This is a genomic window from Pseudomonas putida (genome assembly GCF_028682455.1).
GTDB classification, from domain to species: Bacteria; Pseudomonadota; Gammaproteobacteria; order Pseudomonadales; family Pseudomonadaceae; genus Aquipseudomonas; species Aquipseudomonas putida_AA.
On the sequence record NZ_JANHLD010000003.1, the window covers coordinates 784,773 to 808,914 of the forward strand.

Genomic DNA, 24,142 nt, shown 5'->3' on the forward strand with positions numbered 1-24,142 from the left:
GTGGGAGATGCCCCGCGATGCGTCAGACCTGCAAGTCCACCTCGCCCAGATGCCCCCCGAACGGCCCGAAGCTGCGCTCGACCAGGCGCCGCCGGCCATCCGCCTCGACAATCAGCACGGTACTGGCCCGCGTGCCGTAGTTCTGGCTGGCAATGAACACGCTCGACAACAAACGCTCGGTACTCATCCCGACGCCGGTTTCCGGCAGTTCGCTGTCCGCCGCCTGCTGGTTGTCCCCCAACAAGTCCAGTAGCTGTGCAGGCTGGGGGTCGGCCAGGTGCTGCTGCAAGCCTGCCCGTGCCTTGACCAGCTTCGGCCACGGCGTATCCAGGCCGGCATTGGAGAGCCCGTATACGCCCTCGCTCAGTAGCTGCGGCGCTGCCCCGCGGGCATTCAGGTACCCCAGCTGCCCGCTATCGCCCACCAGCAGGTTGAACCCCGAATAGTGCTGGCTGCGGCTGGCCACCTGGTCCAGGTAGGCCTCGACCCCTACTTCACCACGCAAGAACGCCGCCACCAGCTCACCCCGTGTGCGGGCGCCCTGGGCTTGCTGCGGGTCGCGGATGTTGGTCAGGGCGGCGAAACGACCTGCCGGACCCACGCCCAGCCAGGTGCCCCCGGCCTCCAGGTCCCGTCCGGCATAGACGCCGGGTGCGTCGTCCCAGGCTTCGAGCACGCGGCTGGGACGGGCGTAGAACTCATCGCGGTTGGCCGCGACGATCAACGGCTGGGGATGTCCGGGCCGCCAGGCGAAAACGATCAGACACATAGGTGGTCCTCTGTGTTTTTTCCCCACTCTACCGATAGCGTCCGCGCTGTTCCATCGACTTCACGTGTCTTCACTAGAGCCTTGGGCCTACCTTCCGTTACCATGCCGGACTGAATTTACGGGGGCGACAATGGAATTCGTGCTCTATCTGCTGCTGGGCGCCTGTGCAGGCGTGCTGGCCGGGCTGTTCGGCGTGGGCGGCGGGATCATCATCGTGCCGGTGCTGGTGTTCAGTTTTACCCTGCAGGGCTTCGATGCCTCGGTGCTGACCCATCTGGCGGTGGGAACTTCCCTGGCGACCATTGTCTTTACCTCGGTCAATGCCATCCGCGAGCACCATCGCAGAGGTGCGGTGCAGTGGCCGATATTCGTCTGGATGACCCTGGGTATCCTGGTCGGTGCCGGTATCGGCGCCAAGACCGCTTCGGCGATCCAGGGCCCGATGCTGCAGAAAATCATCGGCGTCTTCGCCCTGGTGATCGCCGTGCAGATGGCCCTGGACCTCAGGCCCAAGGCCAGCCGCGGCATTCCTGGCAAGCCCGGGTTGACCGCAGCCGGGGGTGTGATCGGCTGGGCTTCGGCGATCTTCGGCATCGGCGGTGGGTCGTTGACCGTGCCGTTCCTGACCTGGCGCAGCCTGCCCATGCAGCAAGCCGTGGCGACGTCCTCGGCCTGCGGTTTTCCGATTGCCGTGGCCAGCGCCCTGAGCTTTATCTGGCTGGGTTGGCACGACCCGCACCTGCCCGACCATAGCCTGGGCTTCGTGTACTTGCCCGCACTGCTGGGGATCGCCCTGACCAGTATGTTTTTTGCCCGCTTTGGCGCGCGTCTGGCACACAAGCTGTCGCCACGCTTGCTGAAACGGTTGTTCGCCGCGCTGCTGTTCTGCGTGGGCCTAAGCTTTTTGCTTTAACGAGAGGAGTCACCATGCTGCCTTACCCGCAGATCGATCCAGTGGCCATTGCCCTGGGTCCGCTGAAAATCCATTGGTACGGCCTGATGTACCTGATCGGCATCGGCGGCGCCTGGTTGCTGGCGTCGCGCAGGCTCAACCGTTTCGATTCGACCTGGAGCCGGGAGAAACTCTCCGACCTGGTGTTCTGGCTGTCGATGGGTGTGATCGTCGGCGGACGTCTCGGCTACGTGCTGTTCTATGACCTGCATGCGTACCTGGCCAACCCGGCGCTGATCTTCGAGGTATGGAAGGGCGGCATGTCGTTCCACGGCGGCTTTATCGGCGTGATGCTGGCAGCCTTGTGGTTCGGCAAGCGCAACAACAAGTCGTTCTTCGAGCTGATGGATTTTGTCGCACCGCTGGTGCCGATCGGCCTGGGTGCCGGGCGTATCGGCAACTTCATCAACGCCGAGCTGTGGGGCAAGGCTACCGACGTGCCGTGGGCCATGGTGTTCCCGCCGTTCAGCGATCCGTCCCAACTTCCACGTCACCCGTCGCAGCTGTACCAGTTCGCCCTGGAAGGTGTGGCATTATTCCTGATTCTTTGGCTGTACTCGCGCAAGCCGCGCCCGACCATGGCCATTTCCGGCATGTTCGCGCTGTTCTACGGCATCTTCCGCTTCATCGTCGAGTTCGTGCGGGTTCCCGATGCCCAGCTGGGCTATATCGCCTTCGGCTGGTTGACCATGGGTCAGTTGCTCTGCGTGCCGATGATCCTCGGCGGCATCGGCCTGATCTGGTGGGCCTACAACCGCAAACCCACGGCCAAGGCCGCCGTTTGATTTTCCACGGCAGGGTGATCCCCTGCCGTCCTTGTTACAGGTAAGCCATGAAACAGTATCTAGATCTGGTCCGTGATGTGATCGAAAACGGCACCCTGCAGGGTAACCGTACCGGTATCCGTACCATCAGCCTGCCGGGCGCCATGCTGCGCTTCGACCTGCAGAAAGGCTTCCCGGCCATCACCACCCGCAAGCTGGCGTTCAAGTCGGCCATCGGCGAAATGGTCGGCTTCCTGCGCGGCGTGAAAAACGCCGGCGAGTTCCGCGAGCTGGGCTGCAAGGTCTGGGACCAGAACGCCAACGAAAACGCCCAGTGGCTGGCCAACCCGTTCCGCCAGGGGCATGACGACCTGGGCGAGATCTACGGCGTGCAATGGCGCCAGTGGCCGGCCTACAAGCGCATTCCCCTGAGCAACCCGGCGGCTATCGAGCTGGCCCAGAGCCAGGGTTTCCAGCAGATCGCCCAGGCCGAAGAAGACGGCCAAGCCTTCGTTGTGCTGTACAAGGCCATCGACCAGATCCGCCAGTGCGTCGACACCATCATCAACGACCCGGGCAGCCGCCGCATCCTGTTCCACGGCTGGAACTGCGCCCAGCTCGACGAAATGGCCCTGCCGCCGTGCCACCTGCTGTACCAGTTCCACCCCAATGTCGAGACCAGGGAGATTTCCCTGACCCTTTACATTCGCTCCAACGACCTGGGCCTGGGCACGCCGTTCAACCTCACCGAAGGCGCAGCGCTGCTGTCGCTGGTAGGCCGCCTGACTGGCTATACGCCGCGCTGGTTCACCTACTTCATCGGTGACGCGCACGTGTATGAAAACCACCTGGACATGCTCAACGAGCAGCTCAAGCGCGAGCCGCTGGCAGCGCCCCGGCTGGTCATCAGTGATCGTGTACCTGAGTTCGCCAAGACCGGCGTGTACCAGCCCGAGTGGCTGGAGAAGATCGAGCCGAGCGACTTCAGCCTCGAAGGTTACGAGCACCACGCGCCCATGACAGCCCCAATGGCCGTCTGATCACCCCTGGTAGGTGCGGGCTTGCCCCGCGATAGCGATCTGTCATTCACATCGCATCGCAGGGCATCAATGCCCGTGGCTGCGGCCAACGTGTGAATGCTCCGCCTCCGGGGCCGTCACCGCGCCATTGACCTCCAGATGCTGCAGGATCGAGCACTGCACCTCCTTCGGATGGCAGTGCTGGCGCAGTTCCAGCAGTTGCGCCTGCAATGCCTGCAGCCCATCGATACGCGCCTTGACGTGCTGGATATGCTCGTCGATCAGCGCATTCACGCTCTCGCACTGGTCGTCCGGGCTGTCGCGCAGGCGCAACAGGCTGCGGATTTCCTCCAGGGTCATGTCCAGGGTGCGGCAGTTGCGGATAAAGGTCAGGCGCTCCACATGGGCCTGGGTGTACAGCCGGTAGTTGCCTTCGCTGCGTGCCGGTTCCGGCAGCAGGTTTTCCCGCTCGTAGTAGCGAATGGTCTCCACGGCGCAGTCGGTGGCCTTGGCCAGTTCTCCGATCTTCATCTGCAAATACCTCGACAGGTGGCTTGACCCTATAGTGGCTACAGGGTGTTCACTTGGCAACAGGACATTTTAAGGATGAACTCATGAACCAGCCTGTCAGCCCCAATGCGCCCCACGATCACGCCAAGCACGCCCACAGCTGTTGTTCCCATGATGCCGCACCGGCCCTGGTGCAGTTGAGCGAGGCGGCCAGTGGTGACGCGCGCCTGAGTCGCTTCCGAATTGAGGCCATGGATTGCCCGACCGAACAGACCCTGATCCAGAACAAGCTGGGCAAGCTGGCAGGCGTCGAGCAACTGGAATTCAACCTGATCAATCGCATCCTCGGGGTGCGTCATACCCATGCCGACACCCGAGAAATCGAACAGGCCGTCGCCTCGCTGGGCATGCAGGCCGAGCCCCTGGTCGAGAGCAGCGAACAGCCTGCCGCCACCCCGGCACCGGCGAAGAAGCACTGGTGGCCGCTGGCGTTGGCGGGTGTTGCCGCACTGGCTGCCGAGGGCGTTCACTTCGCCGAGGTGGCACCCGATTGGATGGTGGCGGTGCTCGCCCTGGTGGCCATTCTCAGTTGTGGCCTGAGTACCTACAAAAAGGGCTGGATCGCCCTGAAGAACCGCAACCTCAATATCAACGCCTTGATGAGCATCGCCGTGACCGGCGCCGTGCTGATCGGCCAATGGCCGGAAGCGGCCATGGTGATGGTGCTCTTCACCCTCGCCGAGTTGATCGAAGCGCGCTCGCTGGACCGCGCACGCAACGCCATTGGCGGCCTCATGCAACTGAGCCCGGACATGGCCACCGTGCAGCAGGCCGATGGTCAGTGGCGTGAGCTTGAGGTCAAGCAGGTCGCCCTGGGCGCCCTGGTACGAGTGAAGCCAGGTGAGCGGATCGGCCTGGATGGCGAGGTTGTCAGCGGCCAGTCGAGTATCGACCAGGCGCCCATTACCGGTGAGAGCCTGCCGGTGGAGAAGGGCCCGGGCGACAAAGTGTTCGCCGGTACCATCAACCAGGCCGGCGCCTTGGAATACCGGGTCACGGCTGCGGCCGGGCAATCGACCCTGGCGCGAATCATCAAGGCGGTAGAAGAAGCCCAGGGCGCGCGGGCACCGACCCAACGCTTCGTCGATCAGTTCTCGCGCATCTACACCCCGGCAGTGTTTGCCCTGGCCCTGGCAGTGGCGGTGATTCCGCCGCTGTTCATGGCCGGCGCCTGGTTCGACTGGATCTATCGCGCCCTGGTGTTACTGGTGGTGGCGTGCCCGTGCGCGCTGGTGATTTCGACCCCGGTAACCATCGTCAGCGGCCTGGCCGCGGCGGCGCGCAAAGGCATCCTGGTCAAGGGCGGCGTGTATCTCGAAGGCGGGCGCAAGCTCGACTTCCTGGCCCTGGACAAGACCGGCACCATCACCCACGGCAAGCCGGTGCAAACCGACCATGTGGTGCTCGACCCGCTGTTCGAGGGCCGCGCCCAGGCGCTGGCGGCAAGCCTGGCCGACCGCTCCGATCACCCGGTGTCCCGTGCCATCGCCGTGTACGCTGGCGAGCAGCAACTGGCTCTCAGTGAAGTGAGCGCTTTCGAAGCCCTGGCCGGCCGTGGCGTGCGTGGTGAAATCGACGGCGCGCTGTATCACCTGGGCAACCATCGCCTGGTCGAAGAACTGGGCCTGTGTTCGCCGCAGCTCGAAGCACAGCTCGATGCCCTGGAACGCCAGGGCAAGACCGTCGTGCTGTTGCTCGACGCGTCTGGCCCGCTGGCGCTGTTCGCCGTGGCCGACACCGTGAAGGAAACCAGTCGCCAGGCGATTGCCGAGTTGCATGAGCTGGGTATCAAGACTGTCATGCTCACCGGCGACAATCCGCATACGGCCCAGGCCATTGCCGCCCAGGTGGGGATTGACCAGGCCCATGGCAACTTGCTGCCCGCCGACAAGCTCAAGACCATCGAGGACCTTTACGCCCAGGGCCATCGGGTCGGCATGGTCGGCGACGGTATCAACGATGCCCCGGCCCTGGCACGGGCCGAGATCGGCTTTGCCATGGCCGCGGCCGGTACCGACACGGCCATCGAGACGGCCGACGTGGCGCTGATGGATGATGACTTGCGCAAAATCCCGGCCTTCGTCAGGCTCTCGCGTCACAGTGCGGCGATCCTGACCCAGAACATTGTGCTGGCGTTGGGCATCAAGGCGATATTCCTGGCGATCACCTTTGCCGGCATGGCAACCATGTGGATGGCAGTGTTCGCCGACATGGGCGTGAGCCTGTTGGTGGTGTTCAACGGCCTGCGTCTGTTGCGTAAGTAAATCGAGGATGTATGTTGAGTTCCGAGTTGAAAGCCTTCTACATGGTTGCCCGCCTGGGCAGCATCACTTTGGCGGCGAAGAAACTCGGGCTCAGCCAACCGACAGTCACCACCCAGATCCGCAATCTGGAAAGCCAGTATGCGGTGGAGCTGTTCTACCGCGGCGGCCGCCGCCTGACCTTGAGCGATGACGGCGCGCGGCTGCTGCCGATGGTCAAGGCGCTGATGCAGCAGGAAGCCGACATCGAATTCTTCCTGCGCAACAGTGGCCAGGCCCAGGGCAGCTTGCGCATCGCCGCCACCGCGCCGTACTACATCCTCGACCTGGTGAAGATCTTTCGCGAGCGTTTGCCACAGGTCGAAGTGTCGGTCGAGATCGGCAACTCCCAGCAGGTCCTGGAGCTGCTGGAAGACTATCGCGTCGACCTCGCCGCCTCCTCGCAGTTGGTAGAGGACGCCCGCCTGGTGCGTCGGGTGCTGGGGACCGACCCGCTGGTGGTCGCGGTGCACCGCAATCATCCCCTGGCCAGCCGTGAATCGCTGCCGCTTTCGGCGTTGGCGGGGCATTGCCTGCTGGTGCGCGAGCAGGGCTCGACCACGCGCAAGCTGACCGAACAGATGCTCGAAGCTGCAGGGGTCAAGGTAGGCTCGATGCTGGAAATCGGCAGCCGCGAGTCGATCCGCGAAGCGGTCCTGCGCAACATCGGCATCAGCCTGATCGCTCGCCATGAAGTGCCGCATAACCCGGAGCTGCGGGTGCTGGCGCTAGAGAACGCGCCGGTGATGCATGAGTACCTGTACTGCCTCAAGGAGCGGCGCCAGGCACGATTGCCTGCCGCGTTCCTGGGACTGACCCAGGAAGTTGCAGGGGCGGGCTTGCCCCGCGACACGGTGTAACCGACAGGTCGCTATCACGGGGCAAGCCCGCTCCTGCACACCCACACCCAAATCTGCCTATACCACTATCGGCAGCTTTTGCTTCCCAGCCACAGAACCTTCGCATTCCCCCCCTAGCATGGCCTCATTCGTTCGATGAGGTCCTGCCATGAACACTCCGGTCGCAAACCCAGGCGCACAGATGAAAGTGCGCGGTATCCACAAGCGCTTCGGCGCCTTTACCGCCCTGCAGGATGTCTCGCTCGACATTGCCGCCGGGGAGCTGGTGTGCCTGCTCGGCCCGTCCGGCTGTGGCAAGACCACGCTGCTGCGCTGCATCGCAGGCCTTGAGCGCCAGGATCGCGGCACCCTGTACATCGGCGATCGCGACATTTCCGAGCTGCCACCCCAGGCCCGTGACTACGGCATCCTGTTCCAGTCCTACGCGCTGTTCCCCAACCTGACCGTCGAGGCCAACATCGCCTATGGCCTGGCCGGCAGCGGTCGTGACGAAGTGCGTCAGCGAGTGGCGCAGATGCTTGAGCTGGTGGGCCTGTCGGGCAGCGAGAAAAAGTACCCCGGCCAGCTTTCCGGTGGTCAGCAACAGCGCGTGGCCCTGGCTCGCGCCCTGGCCCCGGCCCCATCGCTGCTGCTGCTCGACGAGCCAATGTCGGCTCTCGATGCACGGGTTCGCGAGCACTTGTGCACCGAGCTGCGCCAGTTGCAGCGCCAGCTTGGCATCACCACCCTGATGGTCACCCACAACCAGGACGAGGCCATGCTGATGGCCGACCGTATCGCGGTGATGAACAACGGCCAGGTCGAGCAGTACGCCACGCCCCAGGAAATCTACGACAAGCCGGCCACACCGTTCGTGGCCGAGTTCGTCGGCCAGGGCAACTGGCTGCCGTTCCAGCGTCACAGCGACAGCCACGCCCAGGTCGGTGCCTTGAACATGCGCCTGGCCGACGGTGCCGGCCAGGCGCGCAGCGGTCGTTTGTTCTGCCGCCCGGAGGCCATCAGCGTCAACCCGCCTGTGCACGAAGAGAACCTGTTCCCGGCCCGGGTGCGCGAGATCACCTTTCTCGGCAACCGCTGCCGCATGAGCTTCGAATTCAACGAGCTGCCGGGCCATGCCTTGCTGGCTGAAGTCGCGCCCGAGTCGATGCCGCGTCTGGGCTCTCAGGACATCTGGGTAGCCCTGCCTCCGCGCAGCCTGCAGGTGTTTGCCTGAGATGGCCGCGCCAATGACCATGCCGATCGCGCACGCGAAGGCAGCACAGCGCTCCGGCGCCTCCCTGGGCGATCGACTGTTTGTGGTCGGCGGTAAATGGTTGCTGCTGTTGCTGCTCACCGTGGCCGTACTGATGCCATTGATGGCGATCTTCTGGCGCGGATTCAGCAGCGATGCCGGGCAGGGCGGTGGTCTGCTGGCCGCACGTGAACTGTTTGCCAGCGCCAACTTCCACTGGCTGCTGGGCAACAGCCTGAAGGTGTCGCTCAGCGTCGCTGCCATTGTCGTGCCGCTGGCCTACCTGTTTGCCTATGCGCTGCAGCGCACGCTGATCCCCGGCAAACGCATCTGGCGCGGTATCTCGTTGCTGCCGCTGCTGGCGCCTTCGATGCTGCCGGCCATTGCCCTGGTCTACCTGTTCGGCAACCAGGGGCTGCTGCGCAGCCTGCTCAGCGACAATATCTATGGTTTCTGGGGCATTGTCCTGGGTGAAGCCATCTACACCTTTCCCCATGCCCTGATGATCCTGCTGTCGGCGCTGTCGCTGGCCGACGCGCGCCTGTTCGATGCCGCATCGAGCATGGGTGCAGGGCCTTGGCGTGCCTTTCGCAGCATCACCTGGCCGGCCACCCGCCAGGCCGTGTTCGCCGCCTTCTGCCTGGTGTTCACCCTGACCATCACTGACTTCGGTGTGCCGGTTGTGGTGGGGGGTGACTACCAGGTGCTGGCGCTGGAAGCCTACAAGGCCGTGGTCGGCCAGCAGCAGTTCGGTCGCGGCGCCTTGATCGGCATGGTCCTGCTGGTGCCGGCGCTACTGAGCTTCACCGTCGATGCCTGGCTGCGTCGCCGCCAGGGCGACTCGATGAGTGGTCGTGCCCAGGTGTTCCAGCCGCAGCCCTCGCGTCGTCGCGATGCCTGGTTCCTGGCGGTGGTGGTGATGGTGTGCGCGGTGCTGCTGTTGGTGGTGGGGATGGCGGTGTACTCGTCGCTGGTCACCTTCTGGCCCTACAACATGACGTTGTCGCTCAAGCACTACCAGTTCGACGAAACCGCCGGCGGTGGCTGGCTGGCCTACCAGAACAGCCTGACCATGGCCCTGTGCTCGGCATTGATCGGCAGTGCGGTGATCTTCACCGGCGCCTACCTGATGGAAAAGACCAAGGGCCAGCGCGCGCTGAACCTGGTGCTGCGCCTGCTCAGCTTCGTGCCGATGGCAGTACCGGGCTTGGTGCTCGGCCTGGGCTACGTGTTCTTCTTCAACCTGACCAGCAACCCCTTGCACGTGTTCTACGGCAGCATGGCGCTGCTGGTGGTGTGCACCATCGCCCACTACCTGACCACCGCAAACATGACCGCCACCACCGCCCTGCGCCAGCTCGACGGTGAGTTCGAGGCCGCCGCGCTGTCGCTCAAGGCGCCGCTGTACCGGCACTTTTTGCGGGTCACCGTACCGATCTGCCTGCCGGCGCTGCTGGACATCATCCGCTACCTGTTCGTCTCGGCGATGACCACGGTCTCGGCGGCGATCTTCCTCTACAGCCCCGACACCATCCTTGCCGCTGTCGCCGTGTTGAACATGGACGATGCCGGCAACGTGGGCGGCGCAGCGGCCATGTCGACCCTGATCCTGCTGACCAGCGCCAGCGTTTCGCTGCTCCTGGCCTGGGCCTCGCGCGGCCTGCTGCAACGTTCCCAAGCCTGGCGCCAGCGCGCGCCGGGCAACTGATTGCCTTACCCAACCCTGTACCGTTCAAAGGAACCGCATCATGTTCAAGCCACTTGCTCTTGCCGCTGCCGTCCTCACTGCGTTCAGCCTGCAGGCCACTGCCGCCGATACCCAGCTGACGGTCTACACCGCGCTCGAAGCCGAACAGCTCAAGAGCTACAAGCAGGCCTTCGAAAAGGCCAACCCGGATATCGAAATCAAGTGGGTGCGTGATTCCACCGGCATCATCACCGCCAAGCTGCTGGCCGAGAAAGACCGTCCGCAAGCCGACGCCGTGTGGGGCCTGGCTGCATCCAGCCTGGCGATCCTCGACCAGCAGGGCATGCTGCAAAGCTATGCGCCCAAGGACCTCGACAAGATCGGCGGCAACTACCGCGATGCCGCCAACCCACCGGCCTGGGTCGGCATGGACGTGTGGGCCGCCACCATCTGCTTCAACACCATCGAAGCCGAAAAGCAGGGCCTGACCAAGCCGGTGAGCTGGCAGGACCTGACCAAGCCTGAGTACAAAGGCAAGATCGTCATGCCGAACCCGGCGTCCTCCGGCACCGGCTTCCTGGATGTCAGCGCCTGGCTGCAGACCTTCGGCGAGAAGCAGGGCTGGCAATACATGGACGACCTGCACCAGAACATCGGCCAGTACGTTCACTCCGGCTCCAAGCCGTGCAAGCTGGCGGCAGCCGGCGAGTTCCCGATCGGTATCTCGTTCGAGTACCCGGCCGTGCAGCTCAAGCGCCAGGGCGCGCCGCTGGATATCGTCCTGCCGAAAGAGGGCCTGGGCTGGGAGATCGAAGCCACTGCCGTGCTCAAGGGCAGTAAGCATGAAGCCGCCGCCAAGCGCCTGGCCGACTTCTCCGCAAGCCCGGCGGCCATGGAGCTGTACAAGGAAAACTTCGCGGTGCTCGCCCAGCCTGGTATTGCCAAGCCGCAGACCGAACTGCCGGCCGACTACGAGCAGCGCCTGATCAAGAACGACTTCGCCTGGGCCTCGCAGAACCGCGACACCATCCTGGCCGAATGGCGCAAGCGCTATGACGGCAAGTCGGAGAAGGTGGCGCAGCAGTAAACGCTGCCTGCACAACTCTCGGAGCTGGCTTGCCAGCGAAGAGGCCAGTGCAGCCTGAATCACGACCGCTTTGCGGTCGATCGCCGGCAAGCCGGCTCCCACACCGCCTGTGCAAGACAGTGGGAGCCGGCTTGCCCCGCGATCCTTTCTAAAGGATTTCCCCATGACCGATCTACTGATCGTCGGCGCCGGCATTCTTGGCCTGTCCCACGCCTACGCCGCGGCCCGCCGGGGCCTTAAGGTGCGGGTATTCGAGCGCACCGCTACCCCACTGGGTGCCTCGGTTCGCAACTTCGGCCAGGCCCTGGTTACTGGCCAACCGCCAGGCGAGATGCTTGAGCTGGCCAAGGCCAGTCGTGGTATCTGGGCGCACTGGTCGCGCCAGGCCGGCTTTGATTTGAAGAGCAACGGCTCGCTGCTGTTCGCCCGCACCGCCCTTGAGCAGGAACTGCTTGAAGCATTCTGCGCCGAGCGGGCCGTGGAGCATGGCTACAAGGTCGAGCTGCTGTCGGGTGCGGCCCTCAATGACTTGTACGGCGGCCAATTCCGCCACCACCGCGCCGCCTTGCGCGGCCTGGACGACCAGCAGCTGTACTCGCGCGAAGCCCTGCCGACACTGATCCGCTTCCTGCAAACGGAAATGGATGTGCAGTTTCATTTCTCCACCCTGGTGCGCGGTATCGAGCCCGGCCGGGTGTCGACCACAGCCGGCGATTTCAGCGCGCGGCAGATCGTTGTCTGCTCCGGCCACGACTACCAGACCTTGCTCGCCGAGCCGCTCGCCACCCTGCGGCCCCAGGTGTGTCGCCTGCAGATGCTGCGCGCCCGACCACGTTTCAAACTGGACCTGCAGCACGCCTTGCTGACCGGCCTGAGCTGCGTGCACTACGGCGCCTTTGCCGAGTTGCCCCAGGCCCAGGCACTCAAGGCGCAACTGCAGACCAACAGCCCGCACCTGATGGAGCACGGCATTCACCTGCTGGTCAGCCCTACGCCGCATGGCGAGCTGATCATCGGCGACTCCCACGCCTATGGTAGCGATGTCTCTCCGTTCAATGCCGAGCAGATCGATAACTGGATGATCGAGCTGGCCGAGCATACTCTCGGTGGTCGTATCGAGGTGGTCGAACGCTGGCAGGGCGTCTATGGTTCAGGCGGCCCTGGGCCGTTCTCGTTGCTGCACGTGGCGCCTGGTGTCAGTGCGGCGCTGATGCACAGCGGCGTCGGCATGAGCGTCGGCCCGGCCCTGGCCGAGCGGCATATCGCTCGACTGCTCGATGAAACCGATTGAGGGGATAACCATGAGAACAGCCGAACAGGTTGTCAGCGAAATCTTCGCCCTGTACCAGCAGCATGGCGATGACGATTACATCGGCGAGCCGGTGTCGCAGTTGGAGCACATGTCCCAGGCGGCCCAGCTGGCGCTGGATGAAGGGTTCGACGATGAGGTGGTATTGGCTGCGTTCTTCCATGACATCGGCCATCTCTGCGGCGGCGCCGACGGTGACATGGGCGGCTACGGTGTGGTCAGCCATGAGCAGGTGGGCGCCAATTACCTGCGCCGCTGTGGTTTCAGCGAGCGCCTGGCGACGCTGGTGCAGTACCACGTCGAGGCCAAGCGCTACCTGACCTTGCGTAAGCCGGGCTACTACGAGCGGCTGAGCGAAGCCAGCCGGCGCACCCTCGAGTATCAGGGCGGGATGATGAGTGATGCCGAGGCCGATGCGTTCGAGCGCGACCCCCTGTGTGCGGTGAGCCTGCGCATGCGTGAGTGGGATGAGCTGGCCAAGGTGATGAACGTGCCGGTGATTGACCTGGAGTTGCTCAAGGGCAAGGCCCTGGGGCTCTTGCACTAAATTCGACTTGGCATCGCTGGCTTGCCAGCGATGAGGCCCTAAAGCTCTTGCACCAGTGCCTCGATCTGCTCCTGGCGCTCCACCTGGTTCACCTTGGCCCCGGGATTGAGCGACGACCACTGCGGATGTGCCCGCGCCTTGCTCAAGGCTTCCGGCAACTTGCCTTCGCGCCAGCTCTGTTCCTGCGGCGCGCTCAACTTGATCTGCCCCATCGCCGCGTGCCCACGGCTGTCCAGTGCCTGGATCAGCTGATGCTGACGCAGGGCCAACAGGCGCAATACGCTGTCATCCACGGTCAGTTCCCGCTGCCCCTTGAGCTTGCCCAGCAGGCGGGAGCCGTAGCTGCGCGCGGTTTGCAGAGCGCCACCGGCAATCGCACCGGCCAGTGCTGCCGCCCCGAGGGTGATGCCACCCACCAGCAGGTCGATGCCCGCACCTGCCGCCGCACCCGCGGCCACGCCACTGCCCAGGCGAACGCCCAATAGCTTCAGGGTTTCGGGGTTGAACAGGTCGTCGCCCCAGCGCCCGTCGAGCAGGGGCAGGTCGCTGGCGCTGGCGTCGTCCTTGCGAAAGGCATAGAGCTTGAGCAAGGCTTCGACGCAACGTTGTTCGCGCTGGCGAATGTCCTTACGCAGTGCCTCGATGGCCGCCGCTTCTGCGCCAGGCTCGGTGACCACGCTGCGTCGGCACGCGGCGCAATCGAGCAGCAGTTCGGCCACCAGGCGCTTGGCACTGACCTGCCGGGCCGCACGTTGTGCCTGCTGGTCGTCGATCAGCCGTTGCAGGGCTGGGCGGGACTTTTCCAGCATCAGCGCCAGGCTTTCGTAGAGGCGTCGCTCGCCATCTTCCGGTGGGGCAACGCTGTCGAAGCGCACCAGGGCGTGCAGGCCAAGTCGCGCCAGGGCCTCACGCCAGTCCGGCTCGCGATGGTCACTGCTGGCAACGAAGTTGAGCACCGGCAACAATGGCTTGCCGCAACCGGCGAGCACTTCCAGTTCATCCCGGTATTTGGCGAGCACCGGCTCGCGCGCATCGATCACATACAGGCCGGCGTCGCTGGCCAGTAATTGGCGCAGCACCTTGGCTTCCTGTTCGAATCGCTGGCGCGCCTCGCTGCCCTGGAGAAACCGCTCCAGCCTGGCCGGGCCATCGAGGCGCTCGCCCGGGCGCTCCAGGCGCTCGAGGTAGTCGAGCAGGGCGATGGCGTCTTCCAGTCCGGGGGTGTCGTACAGCTCCAGCAGCGGTTCGCCGTCTACCGACAGGCGCGCGCCTTCGACATGGCGAGTGGTACTGGGGCGATGGGAGACTTCGCCGAAACCGACATCGCGGGTGAGGGTGCGCAGCAGGGAGGTCTTGCCGACATTGGTGTGACCGACCACGGCCAGTTTCAATGGCTTAGTCATGCCCATGCTCCAGCCAGTTCAAGGGTGCACTGTCGGCGTACGCCAACCCCAGTTGTTCCAGGGCCTGGTGCCAATCGCCCAGACGGTCGGCGTCAAGGGCCTGGCCGGGCAGCGCCTGCAACAACCAGATACGCGTGGCGCCGGCGTTGCGGGCAAGTTCGGCGAGCAGTGCCAGGCTGCCGCGATCCGGCGAACGGCGTGGGTCGCAGGCAATGGCCAGGCGCGCCGGTGGAAAGCGGCTGAGTTGTTCGAGCAACTTGTTGCGTGATTCACGGCTGTCGAGGATGCCCGCGTTGCTGACGGTTTTTGGCAGGGCTGGCGGCCAGGGGCGCTTGTCATCCAGCTCCAGGCCAACCAGCAAGGCACCGTCGCTGTGTTCTTCACCCACGCCACGGGCAATCTGTGGCAGGGCCTCTGGCGCGGCATCGTTGACGCCCAGGCGTTCGCTGCTGGGCATCAGGGCTTCGCGCAAGTGGCTGTAGCCGGGCAGGTTGAGGTCCAGTTGCAAGCGATCACGCCCGCTGCGCCAGCGCCAGAGGCACACGGCTGCCAACACCAGGCGAGGGACGATGCCGTATACCAGCAACACTCCGAGCAGCCAGCCTGCCCAGGCCTGGCGGGCCAGTTCCAGGGCTGGTTGGCTGTCGCCGCTGGCGCGGATCATTGCGACGTCCGGCACGCTGAACCCCAGCAGTGAAGGCAGCGCGCCCAGGGCCTGGGTGAGGCCCACGAAGGTGTCGGCACCGAGGATGGTGGTTTCCCAGACAAAGCCGTAGCGCCGGGTGGCGAGCAGGATCAACAGCATCACCAGCGCCGTGCCCAGGGCGACCAGCCACAGGCCATGCACCAGTAACCCCAGCAGCCAGCGGTTGAGCCTTTGCCGTTGCAGCAGCACCAGCAGGGCAGGTGCCAGGTGGGCGGCCTGGGCGTCGCGGGCGAATTTTTCACTGAGCCACATCCACAGCCGGCCCAGGGTCGCCCCTTGCTCGCCGGCGAACAAGAACCCCAGCGCCCAGCCCAGCAGCAACAGCAGGTTCAGGCCGAGCAGGCTGCCCAGGGCCCAGAACACATTGACCGGGCGCTGGCTGTCGCCCAGGGCCGCCAGGGCCAGGCCGGCGCCGCTGAATAGCGCGAGCACCAGCAGCAGGACCAGCGCCAGGCGGGCGCCTTGTTTCCAGTGCAACAGGGCACTGCGCATGCCGTCGCGTTCGGCCAGCCAGAGGGCGCGCTGCTCGATGCGCGTTGGCAGGTCGCCGCCGTGTTGGCGGGCGCGGCGATTGGCTTCCTGGTCTTCCAGCGGGCCTGCTTGTTCTTCGCGCAGGCGCACGGCTTCGGTGAGCCAGCGTTTGTCCAGGTCAGTCAGTGCAGTCACACAGTCTTCCATTGATCAAGTGAGCCCAAAGCATAACCCAGGCATCGAAGATCGGGCTTTGCTATCCTCGCCGGCATGAAAACATCACTCCCCCTCAGCCTGATCGCGGCACTCGCCGAGAACCGCGTGATCGGCATCGACAACAGCATGCCCTGGCACCTGCCGGGGGATTTCAAGTATTTCAAGGCCACCACCCTGGGCAAGCCGATCATCATGGGTCGCAAGACCTGGGACTCGCTCGGCCGGCCGTTGCCGGGGCGCCTGAACCTGGTGGTCAGCCGCCAGGCAGGGCTGCAGCTGGAAGGCGCCGAAGTGTTCGCGTCGCTGGATGAGGCCATGCTGCGCGCCGAACAGTGGGCACTGGCGCAGGGCGTCGATGAGCTGATGCTGATTGGTGGGGCGCAGTTGTATACCCAGGCCATCGAGCGCGGTCTTGCGGACCGGCTTTACCTGACGCGGGTCGAATCGAGCCCGGAAGGGGATGCGTGGTTTCCCGAGTTCGATACAGCGCAGTGGACGTTGGCGTCGTCTCGGGAAAATCCGGCTGAAGGTGAGAAGCCGGCTTATCACTTTGAGGTTTGGGAACGGGTTTGAGCATTATCGCGCGGCAAACCCGCTCCTACAGGTAGGAGCGAGCTTGCCCCGCAATCAATTCAGGAGTGCGTCAGTTGCGCGTGCTCCTGAGCCTCCAGCACGGTCTTGTCCGTCTGCTGCAGCATCTGGCTGGTAATCGCCCCGGCCGTCATCGAGCCGTTCACGTTCAGCGCCGTACGGCCCATGTCGATCAGTGGCTCGACCGAGATCAGCAGGGCTACCAGTTCGACCGGCAAGCCCATGGCCGGCAGGACGATCAACGCGGCAAAGGTCGCTCCGCCACCCACGCCGGCCACACCGGCCGAGCTCAGGGTCACGATGGCCACCAGGGTGGCGATCCACAGCGGGTCGAGCGGGTCGATGCCCACGGCGGGCGCGACCATCACCGCCAGCATGGCCGGGTACAGGCCGGCACAGCCGTTCTGGCCAATCGTCGCGCCAAACGAGGCCGCGAAGCTTGCGATTGACTGCGGAATGCCCAGGCGGCGGGTTTGCGCTTCGATGCTCAGCGGGATGCTGGCGGCGCTGGAGCGGCTGGTGAAGGCGAATGTCAGCACCGGCCAGACCTTGCGGAAAAAGCGCAGCGGGTTCACGCCACTGATCGCCAGCAACACGCCGTGGACCACGAACATCAGGCCCAGGCCGATGTACGACACCACCACGAAACTGCCGAGCTTGAGGATGTCGTCCAGGTTGGAACTGGCGACCACCTTGGTCATCAACGCCAGTACACCGTACGGGGTGAGCTTCATCACCAGGCGCACCAGGCGCATGACCCAGGCTTGCAAGGTGTCGATGGCGGCCAAAGCCCGATTGCCCTTGTCGGCGTCATCCTTGAGCAGTTGCAGGGCAGCCATGCCGAGGAATACGGCGAAGATCACCACGCTGATGATCGAGGTCGGCTTGGCGCGGGCCAGGTCGCCCACCGGGTTGCTGGGGATGAACGACAGCAGCAACTGCGGGATGTTCAGGTCGGCGACCTTGCCCACGTAGTCGCTCTGGATGGCCTGCATCCGTGCGGTTTCGGCAGTGCCGGCCACCAGGCCCTCGGCGGTGAGGCCGAACAGGTTGGTCAGGGCAATACCGATCAGCGCGGCGATGGCCGTGGTGAACAGCAGGGTGCCGATGGTCAGGAAGCTGATCTTGCCCAGCGACGAGGCGTTGTGCAGGCGAGCCACGGCGCTGAGGATGGAGGCGAAGATCAGCGGCATGACGATCATCTGCAGCAACTGCACATAGCCGTTGCCGACCAGGTCGAGCCAGCTGATGGTGGCCTTGAGCACCGGATTGCCGGCGCCATAGATGGCATGCAGGGCACCACCGAAGAGCACGCCGAGGATCAGGCCGACCAGGACTTTCTTGGCCAGGCTCCAGTTGCCATGACGGGTTTGCGCCAGGCCCAGCAGCAACGCCAGGAACGCCAGCAGATTGAGAGACAGCGGCAGATTCATTGAAGCTCCAGAGAAAAAGCGGGGGCATCGCCTCTGTGTGCGATTGCGAACGGAAATGCTAACAGCATGAAAACGAACGAATTTATATCGAAATGGAATTTGTTTAGATGTTTTTGGAATAACCAGGTGCGAATCAAGTTCGCTGGTTTCGGGAAATAGATATCAATTGCGAATTTATCTCATCTTCTGCTAGCGTGCGCTCACCTTGAGACCCCCCGCCAGGAAGTACCGTGTCTTCGTGGAATACGCAGATTGCCCGGTTGTTCGCCGAGCACAAGAAAGCGCTGGAAGCCTTTGTTGCGCGACGCACCGGCAATTCTCAGGTGGCAGCCGATCTGACCCAGGAATCGTTCCTGCGCCTGGCGCGGCTGCCGGCCGACAAGAAAATCGACAACCTGCCAGCCTTTCTCTTCACCATTGCCAGCAACCTGGTGCGCGATCACCAGCGCCAGGCGATTCGCCGCGAGCGCCTGGACGGCGGCGAGCCGAGCGAGGAGCTGGCCTGCAATGCACCCGGCGCCGAAGAGCAGCTGTGGGCGCAGCAGGAGCAAGCCTTGATGCACGAGGCCATCGAGGCGCTGCCTGAAGCGACCCGGCATATCTTCCTGCTTTATCATGTCGACGAATGTTCCTACCGGGAAATCGGCGAACGGCTGAAAATTTCCCCGCGGAGTGTCGAATACCAATTGCGTCGTGCGCTGATCGACTGCCGGGCCTTCATCAAGGCGCGGTTGCTCAGCGATGCGTCAGGGCCGTCTCGATGAACCGGCCGCCAGCAGCTACGGATACCCCGATGACCGATCCTTGTGCCACGGATGCCGACGACCTGTTCGCTCAAGCCAGTGGCTGGTACTACCGCCTGCAAGCCGAGGACCTCAGCGCCAGTGAACGCGAGGCTTTCGCCGCCTGGTTGGCCCTGGGCCCCGACCAGACGCAGGCTTGGGGCGAGGTATTGAACTTGCTGGGGGCGTTGCGCGAACCGGCCCGGCAGATCCGCCAGGCCCAGCGTGCGCGCTGGAACCGGCCACGGATTCGGGTATGGGCCAGTGCAGCGGCGGTACTGCTGATGGTGGGCCTGCTGGCCAACAGCCCCTGGCCGGACCGCTGGCGCGCCGACTATGTCACCACTACCGGTGAAACCCTTTCCATCGCCCTGGTCGATGGTTCGCAGCTGCAGCTCAACACCGACACTGCCGTGCAAGTGGAACTGGGCCATGGCGAGCGACGGGTGCGCCTGCTGCGCGGCGAGGCCTGGTTCGACGTCAGCGCCGATACGGCGCGGCCCTTTGTGATCCGCTCTGGCGATGGCTGGGTCAAGGTGGTGGGCACCCGCTTCAGCGTGGCCCGGCAGGGCGACCAGACCCGTGTGCGGGTGGCGCAGGGCAAGGTTCAGGTCAGTGCCGACAGTACGCATTCGGTGCTGCTGGAGCCTGGGCGCGGGGTGGAATACAGCGGTGTGCACCTGGGTGCGGTGCATGGCTTCGACGGCGCCGCCGAATTCGCCTGGCGCCAGCGCCAACTGGTGTTCCGCCAGCAACCGCTGGCCGAGGTCGTCGACGAGCTCAATCGCTATTGGCCCGGCCAGACCCTGGTGCTCGGCGATGCCTTGCGCCGGCGCAAGGTGTCGGGGGTGTTCGAGATCGACAAGCCGCAAGCCGTACTCAAGGCCCTGACCCACACTCTGGGCCTGCGAGCCGAGCAGTACACCCCGTACGTACGGGTGCTGCGCGAAGGTTGAAAATAATCAGAAAGTTTTCAGGGTTTCCCCGCGGCATGACGTCCTTGAACTCGTAGGCGCAAATAATAAGCACTCTCAGACAGTGCCGCGCCATTCAACGATTTCGACGTTTTGGGGAGCACCACTGATGGAAAACACCACCGCCACCCGGCGCCTGCCCGGCCTGCCGACCCTGCTGAGCCTGGCCATTGCCCTGGGTTGCGGCGTGCAGGCCATGCCGACGCTGGCAGCGCCCGCTGCACATGCTCAGGTCTATCGCTTCGACATTGCGGCGCAGTCGCTGGATGCAGCGCTGGTCGACTTCAGTGCCGTTACCCGGATGCAGGTGCTGGTCGGTGCGCAAGTGACCCAGGGGCTGCGCTCCCCGGGACTCAACGGCAGTTATCCACAGGACCAGGCGCTGGCCCGGTTGCTCGCCGGTACCGGCCTGACGGCCACCTACATCGATGGCGACACCGTCACCCTGGAAAAGCGCCTGGGCGACGACAAGGCCCTGCAACTGGGGGCTACCAGCATCACCGGCCAGCAACTGGGCGCCACCACCGAGGGTTCGCACTCCTACACCACGGGCGCGTTGACCATCGGCAAAGGCGAACAGAAGCTCAAGGACATCCCGCAGTCGGTGTCGGTGGTTACCCGCCAGCGTCTGGACGACCAGAACATGAACAGCCTGCAGGACGCCATGCGCCAGGTTACCGGGGCAACCATCAAGACCTACAACGCCGGCTCCAGCCTCAACGATGTCTACATGCGTGGCTTTCTCGTCGACCAGGTGCAGGTCGACGGTGTGTCCCAGGCCACCGGCCAGGGCGACCTGATGACCAGCTTCGACCTGGCGATGTTCGACCGGGTCGAGGTGTTGCGCGGGCCTTCGGGCCTGTACCAGGGCGCGGGCGAGCCGGGCGGCACCATCAACCTGGTGCGCAAGCGAGCGCTGGGGCAGTTCGCCTTGAGTGGCGAGCTGTCGGCGGGCTCCTACGATCACTACCACTCGACGGTGGACATCACCGGTCCGCTCAACAGCGAAGGCAGCCTGCGCGGGCGCTTTGTCACCGCTTATGAAGACAACAAGTCCTTCGTCGACTATGCCCAGAACGAGCGGCCGATGGTCTATGGCCGGCTGGAGTACGACGTGACCCCGGACACCACCTTGTCGCTGGGTGGCGCCTACCAGCACAACCATTCGACCCCGGCGTTCGGCCTGCCGGCCTATGCCGACGGCAAGTTGCTGGACGTGAAGCGCTCCACCTTTGTCGACGCCAAGTGGAACGAGCTGGACGAGCACGTCTGGGAGAGCTTCTTCGAAGTCGACCATGCCCTGGACAACGGCGGCCAGTTCAAGACCTCGCTGACCTACCGCGACGCCGAAACCCCGACACGCAACTTCACCTGGGCCGATGGCGCAGTGGACCCCGACACCGGCGCAAGTTCGGCGGTGGCCTATTCCTACTACACCCACATCAAGACCCTGGGCGTGGACAGCTTCGTCACCCTGCCGGTGGAAGCCTTCGGCCGTACCCACGAATTCACCGCCGGGGTCGAGTACCAGCACCTGGACAAGGATTTCACCTACGGGGGCGGCGAGTACTTCGACATCAACGTGTTCGACCCCGGCAGCATCAACATCCCCAAGCAGAAGTTCGAGATGGATAACGGCAACTGGTCGAAATCGCACCAGTACGGCCTCTATGCGCGTACCAAGATCAGCGCCACCGACTGGCTGGACGTGATCCTCGGCAGCCGGGTGACCTGGTTCGAGAGCGAAGCGCATAACGCCAACGCCTTCTTCAACAACTTCACCACCACCGACACCAGCATCAACCGCAAGGTCATCCCCTACGCGGCACTGGTGGCCAAGCTGACCCCGGAGCTGTCGGCCTACGCCAGCTATACCAGCGTGTTCAAACCGCAGACCGAGGTCGATGCCGACGGTGAGACCATCGACCCGCGCAAGGGCAAGCAGTATGAGCTGGGGCTCAAGCGTGAGTTCTATGAAGGCCGCCTCAATGGCAGCGTGGCGCTGTTCCGTATCTACGACGAGAACCGCGCCGAACTGGTTGCCAACGCCCAGTACAACGAGCCGCAGGGCAAGATCCGTAGCCAGGGTTGGGAAACCGAGCTGAGCGGTAACCTCACCGACAACTGGAGCATCACCACGGGTTACGCCTTCACCATGCTCAAGTCAATGAGCGGCGAAGACACCAACCAGGGCACGACCATCACCCCCAAGCACAACTTCAACCTGTGGACGCGCTACGAATTTGCCGATGGGCCGTTGAAGGACTTCAGCGTCGGTGGCGGGGTGCGCGCGGTGAGTGCCACTTACTACAAGCGTGACGTGGACTTCGTGCAAGGTGGCTACAGCATTGCCACGGCCCAGGTAGGGTATGCGTTCAACAAGCACCTGTCGGCGACGCTGACAGCCAACAACCTGTTTGACCGGACTTACTATGAGCGGGTGGACAGCGCCTGGGGCTCGAACTTCTATGGTGAGCCGCGCAACCTGACGTTTACTGTACGGGCCAAGTATTGAGGGATTCGCGGGGCAAGCCCGCTCCTACAGTGCTTGAATAAAAAAACCGGCGCAAAAGGCGCCGGTTTTTTATTGCCGCAATGCCTTACAGGCCATCGAGCATCGCTTTGTTGCGTACCGCACCCTTGTCGGCGCTGGTGGCCAGCAGGGCGTAGGCCTTGAGCGCGGTGGTCACTTTGCGTGGACGCGACTCGACCGGCTTCCAGCCTTTCTTGTCCTGCTCGACGCGGCGTGCCGCCAGCTCTTCGTCGCTGACCAACAGGTTGATCGAGCGGTTAGGGATGTCGATCAGCACTTTGTCGCCGTCCTGCACCAGGCCGATGGCGCCACCGGCTGCGGCTTCTGGCGAAGCGTGGCCGATGGACAGGCCCGAGGTGCCGCCAGAGAAGCGACCGTCGGTGAGCAGGGCGCAGGCCTTGCCCAGGCCCTTGGACTTGAGGTAGGAGGTCGGGTAGAGCATCTCTTGCATGCCCGGGCCGCCCTTCGGACCTTCGTAGCGGATGATGACGATGTCGCCAGCCTTCACTTCGTCGGCGAGGATGCCACGCACGGCGCTGTCCTGGCTTTCGAAGATCTTGGCGTTGCCTTCGAACACATGGATCGACTCATCGACGCCTGCGGTTTTTACCACGCAGCCATCCAGGGCGATGTTGCCGTAGAGCACGGCCAGGCCGCCTTCTTGCGAGTAGGCGTGTTCCACGCTGCGGATGCAGCCGTTCTCACGGTCGTCGTCCAGGGTTTCCCAGCGGGTCGACTGGCTGAAGGCGGTCTGGGTCGGGATACCGGCCGGGCCAGCCTTGAAGAAGTGGTGTACGGCTGCGTCGTCGGTCTGGGTGATGTCCCACTTGGCGATCGCTTCTTCCATGCTCGGGCTGTGCACGGTCGGCAGGTCGGTATGCAGCAGGCCACCACGGGCCAGCGAACCGAGGATGCTGAAGATGCCGCCGGCGCGGTGGACGTCTTCCATGTGGTACTTCTGGATGTTCGGCGCAACTTTGCACAGCTGCGGAACCTTGCGCGACAGGCGATCGATATCGCGCAGGTCGAAGTCCACTTCCGCTTCCTGGGCCGCAGCCAGCAGGTGCAAGATGGTGTTGGTCGAACCGCCCATGGCGATGTCGAGCATCATGGCGTTCTCGAACGCCTTGAAGTTGGCGATGTTGCGCGGCAGGACGCTCTGGTCGTTCTCGCCGTAGTAGCGCTTGCACAGCTCGACGATGGTGCGGCCGGCCTGCAGGAACAGCTGCTCGCGGTCGCTGTGGGTGGCCAGGGTCGAACCGTTGCCCGGCAGGGCCAGGCCCAGGGCTTCGGTCAGGCAGTTCATCGAGTTGGCGGTGAACATGCCGGAGCACGAACCACAGGTCGGGCAGGCGCTGCGCTCGTATTCGGCCACTTTTTCGTCGCTGGCCGAGGAGTCGGCGGCGATGACCATGGCATCGACCAGGTCCAGGCCGTGGCTGGCCAGCTTGGTCTTGCCGGCTTCCATCGGGCCGCCGGAGACGAAGATCACCGGGATGTTCAGGCGCAGGGCGGCCATCAGCATGCCGGGGGTGATCTTGTCGCAGTTGGAGATGCAGACAATGGCGTCGGCGCAGTGGGCGTTGACCATGTACTCGACCGAGTCGGCGATGATCTCGCGGCTCGGCAGCGAATAGAGCATGCCGTCGTGGCCCATGGCGATGCCGTCATCGACCGCGATGGTGTTGAATTCCTTGGCCACGCCACCGGCGCGTTCGATTTCGCGGGCAACCAGCTGGCCCAGGTCCTTCAGGTGCACATGGCCCGGGACGAACTGGGTGAAGGAGTTGGCGATGGCGATGATCGGCTTCTTGAAGTCGTCGTCTTTCATCCCGGTGGCGCGCCACAGGGCACGAGCGCCGGCCATATTGCGACCGTGGGTGGACGTTTTAGAGCGGTAATCAGGCATGAAGCACTCCTGGCGGCTAATCAGGTAAC

General features: G+C 64.2%; 20 protein-coding genes. 14 read left to right on the forward strand and 6 right to left on the reverse strand.

Annotation, left to right across the window (positions count from 1 at the left end):
* Positions 1–22 precede the first annotated feature (22 nt).
* On the reverse strand, positions 23–769 hold the full coding sequence (locus NPS58_RS20730) for an NRDE family protein (protein ID WP_274117151.1): 747 nt from the start codon (positions 767–769) through the stop codon (positions 23–25).
* A 130-nt stretch (positions 770–899) separates the two neighbouring features.
* Here NPS58_RS20730 and NPS58_RS20735 point away from each other — a divergent pair, with 130 nt between their 5' ends.
* The 3 genes from NPS58_RS20735 to NPS58_RS20745 are packed head-to-tail and all read left to right on the forward strand — an operon-like array spanning position 900 to position 3,525.
* A complete protein-coding gene (locus NPS58_RS20735; protein ID WP_274117152.1) occupies positions 900–1,682 on the forward strand; it encodes a sulfite exporter TauE/SafE family protein in 783 nt (260 codons plus the stop codon).
* 14 nt (positions 1,683–1,696) lie between these two features.
* A complete protein-coding gene (gene lgt / locus NPS58_RS20740) occupies positions 1,697–2,506 on the forward strand; it encodes a prolipoprotein diacylglyceryl transferase (RefSeq protein ID WP_274117153.1) in 810 nt (269 codons plus the stop codon).
* Positions 2,507–2,553: 47 nt separating this feature from the next.
* Positions 2,554–3,525, forward strand: coding sequence for a thymidylate synthase (locus tag NPS58_RS20745; protein ID WP_274117154.1), 972 nt, complete (start codon positions 2,554–2,556; stop codon positions 3,523–3,525).
* A 66-nt stretch (positions 3,526–3,591) separates the two neighbouring features.
* Here NPS58_RS20745 and cadR read toward each other — a convergent pair whose 3' ends face one another.
* The gene (cadR, locus tag NPS58_RS20750) at positions 3,592–4,035 is read right to left on the reverse strand and encodes a Cd(II)/Pb(II)-responsive transcriptional regulator (RefSeq protein ID WP_274117155.1); all 444 of its coding nucleotides are present in this window, start codon (positions 4,033–4,035) and stop codon (positions 3,592–3,594) included.
* Positions 4,036–4,118: 83 nt separating this feature from the next.
* Between cadR and NPS58_RS20755 the strand changes: the two genes are divergently transcribed.
* The 7 genes from NPS58_RS20755 to NPS58_RS20785 all read left to right on the forward strand — a co-directional run bounded on the left by NPS58_RS20755 (position 4,119) and on the right by NPS58_RS20785 (position 13,095).
* Positions 4,119–6,338, forward strand: coding sequence for a heavy metal translocating P-type ATPase (locus tag NPS58_RS20755; protein ID WP_274117156.1), 2,220 nt, complete (start codon positions 4,119–4,121; stop codon positions 6,336–6,338).
* 11 nt (positions 6,339–6,349) lie between these two features.
* Complete coding sequence (locus NPS58_RS20760; RefSeq protein ID WP_274117157.1) at positions 6,350–7,234, forward strand: LysR family transcriptional regulator; 885 nt, start codon at positions 6,350–6,352, stop codon at positions 7,232–7,234.
* 148 nt (positions 7,235–7,382) lie between these two features.
* Positions 7,383–8,447 (forward strand): putative 2-aminoethylphosphonate ABC transporter ATP-binding protein, encoded by a 1,065-nt coding sequence (locus NPS58_RS20765; protein ID WP_274117158.1) that lies wholly within the window; start codon positions 7,383–7,385, stop codon positions 8,445–8,447.
* A gap of 1 nt (position 8,448) precedes the next feature.
* On the forward strand, positions 8,449–10,173 hold the full coding sequence (locus NPS58_RS20770) for a putative 2-aminoethylphosphonate ABC transporter permease subunit (RefSeq protein WP_274117159.1): 1,725 nt from the start codon (positions 8,449–8,451) through the stop codon (positions 10,171–10,173).
* A gap of 40 nt (positions 10,174–10,213) precedes the next feature.
* Positions 10,214–11,239, forward strand: coding sequence for a putative 2-aminoethylphosphonate ABC transporter substrate-binding protein (locus tag NPS58_RS20775; protein WP_028943873.1), 1,026 nt, complete (start codon positions 10,214–10,216; stop codon positions 11,237–11,239).
* Positions 11,240–11,402: 163 nt separating this feature from the next.
* Positions 11,403–12,530 (forward strand): TIGR03364 family FAD-dependent oxidoreductase, encoded by a 1,128-nt coding sequence (locus NPS58_RS20780; RefSeq protein ID WP_274117160.1) that lies wholly within the window; start codon positions 11,403–11,405, stop codon positions 12,528–12,530.
* 10 nt (positions 12,531–12,540) lie between these two features.
* Positions 12,541–13,095 carry a phosphonate degradation HD-domain oxygenase gene (locus NPS58_RS20785; protein WP_274117161.1) on the forward strand — a complete coding sequence of 185 codons (555 nt, stop codon included), beginning with the start codon at positions 12,541–12,543 and terminating at the stop codon, positions 13,093–13,095.
* A gap of 38 nt (positions 13,096–13,133) precedes the next feature.
* Here the strand turns inward: NPS58_RS20785 and NPS58_RS20790 are convergent, their stop codons facing one another.
* The gene (locus NPS58_RS20790; protein ID WP_274117162.1) at positions 13,134–14,498 is read right to left on the reverse strand and encodes a GTPase/DUF3482 domain-containing protein; all 1,365 of its coding nucleotides are present in this window, start codon (positions 14,496–14,498) and stop codon (positions 13,134–13,136) included.
* Complete coding sequence (locus NPS58_RS20795) at positions 14,491–15,882, reverse strand: DUF2868 domain-containing protein (RefSeq protein ID WP_274117163.1); 1,392 nt, start codon at positions 15,880–15,882, stop codon at positions 14,491–14,493. Before NPS58_RS20795 ends, NPS58_RS20790 begins: the two co-directional genes overlap by 8 nt.
* A gap of 63 nt (positions 15,883–15,945) precedes the next feature.
* Here NPS58_RS20795 and NPS58_RS20800 point away from each other — a divergent pair, with 63 nt between their 5' ends.
* Positions 15,946–16,464, forward strand: coding sequence for a dihydrofolate reductase (locus NPS58_RS20800; protein ID WP_274117164.1), 519 nt, complete (start codon positions 15,946–15,948; stop codon positions 16,462–16,464).
* Between the two features lie 59 nt (positions 16,465–16,523).
* On the opposite strand, the gene NPS58_RS20805 is transcribed toward NPS58_RS20800, so the two are convergent.
* Positions 16,524–17,915: an L-cystine transporter gene (locus tag NPS58_RS20805; protein ID WP_274117165.1), complete on the reverse strand. Its 1,392-nt coding sequence runs from the start codon at positions 17,913–17,915 to the stop codon at positions 16,524–16,526.
* Between the two features lie 230 nt (positions 17,916–18,145).
* On the opposite strand from NPS58_RS20805, the gene NPS58_RS20810 reads away from it, so the two are divergent.
* The 3 genes from NPS58_RS20810 (at position 18,146) to NPS58_RS20820 (ending at position 22,186) form a co-directional block, all read left to right on the forward strand.
* Entirely contained in the window at positions 18,146–18,679 is a 534-nt protein-coding gene (locus NPS58_RS20810; protein ID WP_274117166.1) for an RNA polymerase sigma factor, read from the forward strand.
* Between the two features lie 29 nt (positions 18,680–18,708).
* Complete coding sequence (locus tag NPS58_RS20815) at positions 18,709–19,653, forward strand: FecR family protein (protein WP_274117167.1); 945 nt, start codon at positions 18,709–18,711, stop codon at positions 19,651–19,653.
* Positions 19,654–19,780: 127 nt separating this feature from the next.
* Positions 19,781–22,186 carry a TonB-dependent siderophore receptor gene (locus tag NPS58_RS20820; RefSeq protein ID WP_274117168.1) on the forward strand — a complete coding sequence of 802 codons (2,406 nt, stop codon included), beginning with the start codon at positions 19,781–19,783 and terminating at the stop codon, positions 22,184–22,186.
* An 85-nt stretch (positions 22,187–22,271) separates the two neighbouring features.
* On the opposite strand, the gene ilvD is transcribed toward NPS58_RS20820, so the two are convergent.
* Positions 22,272–24,113, reverse strand: a complete 1,842-nt coding sequence (gene ilvD / locus NPS58_RS20825; protein ID WP_274117169.1) for a dihydroxy-acid dehydratase — start codon at positions 24,111–24,113, stop codon at positions 22,272–22,274.
* Between the last annotated feature and the right edge of the window lie 29 nt (positions 24,114–24,142).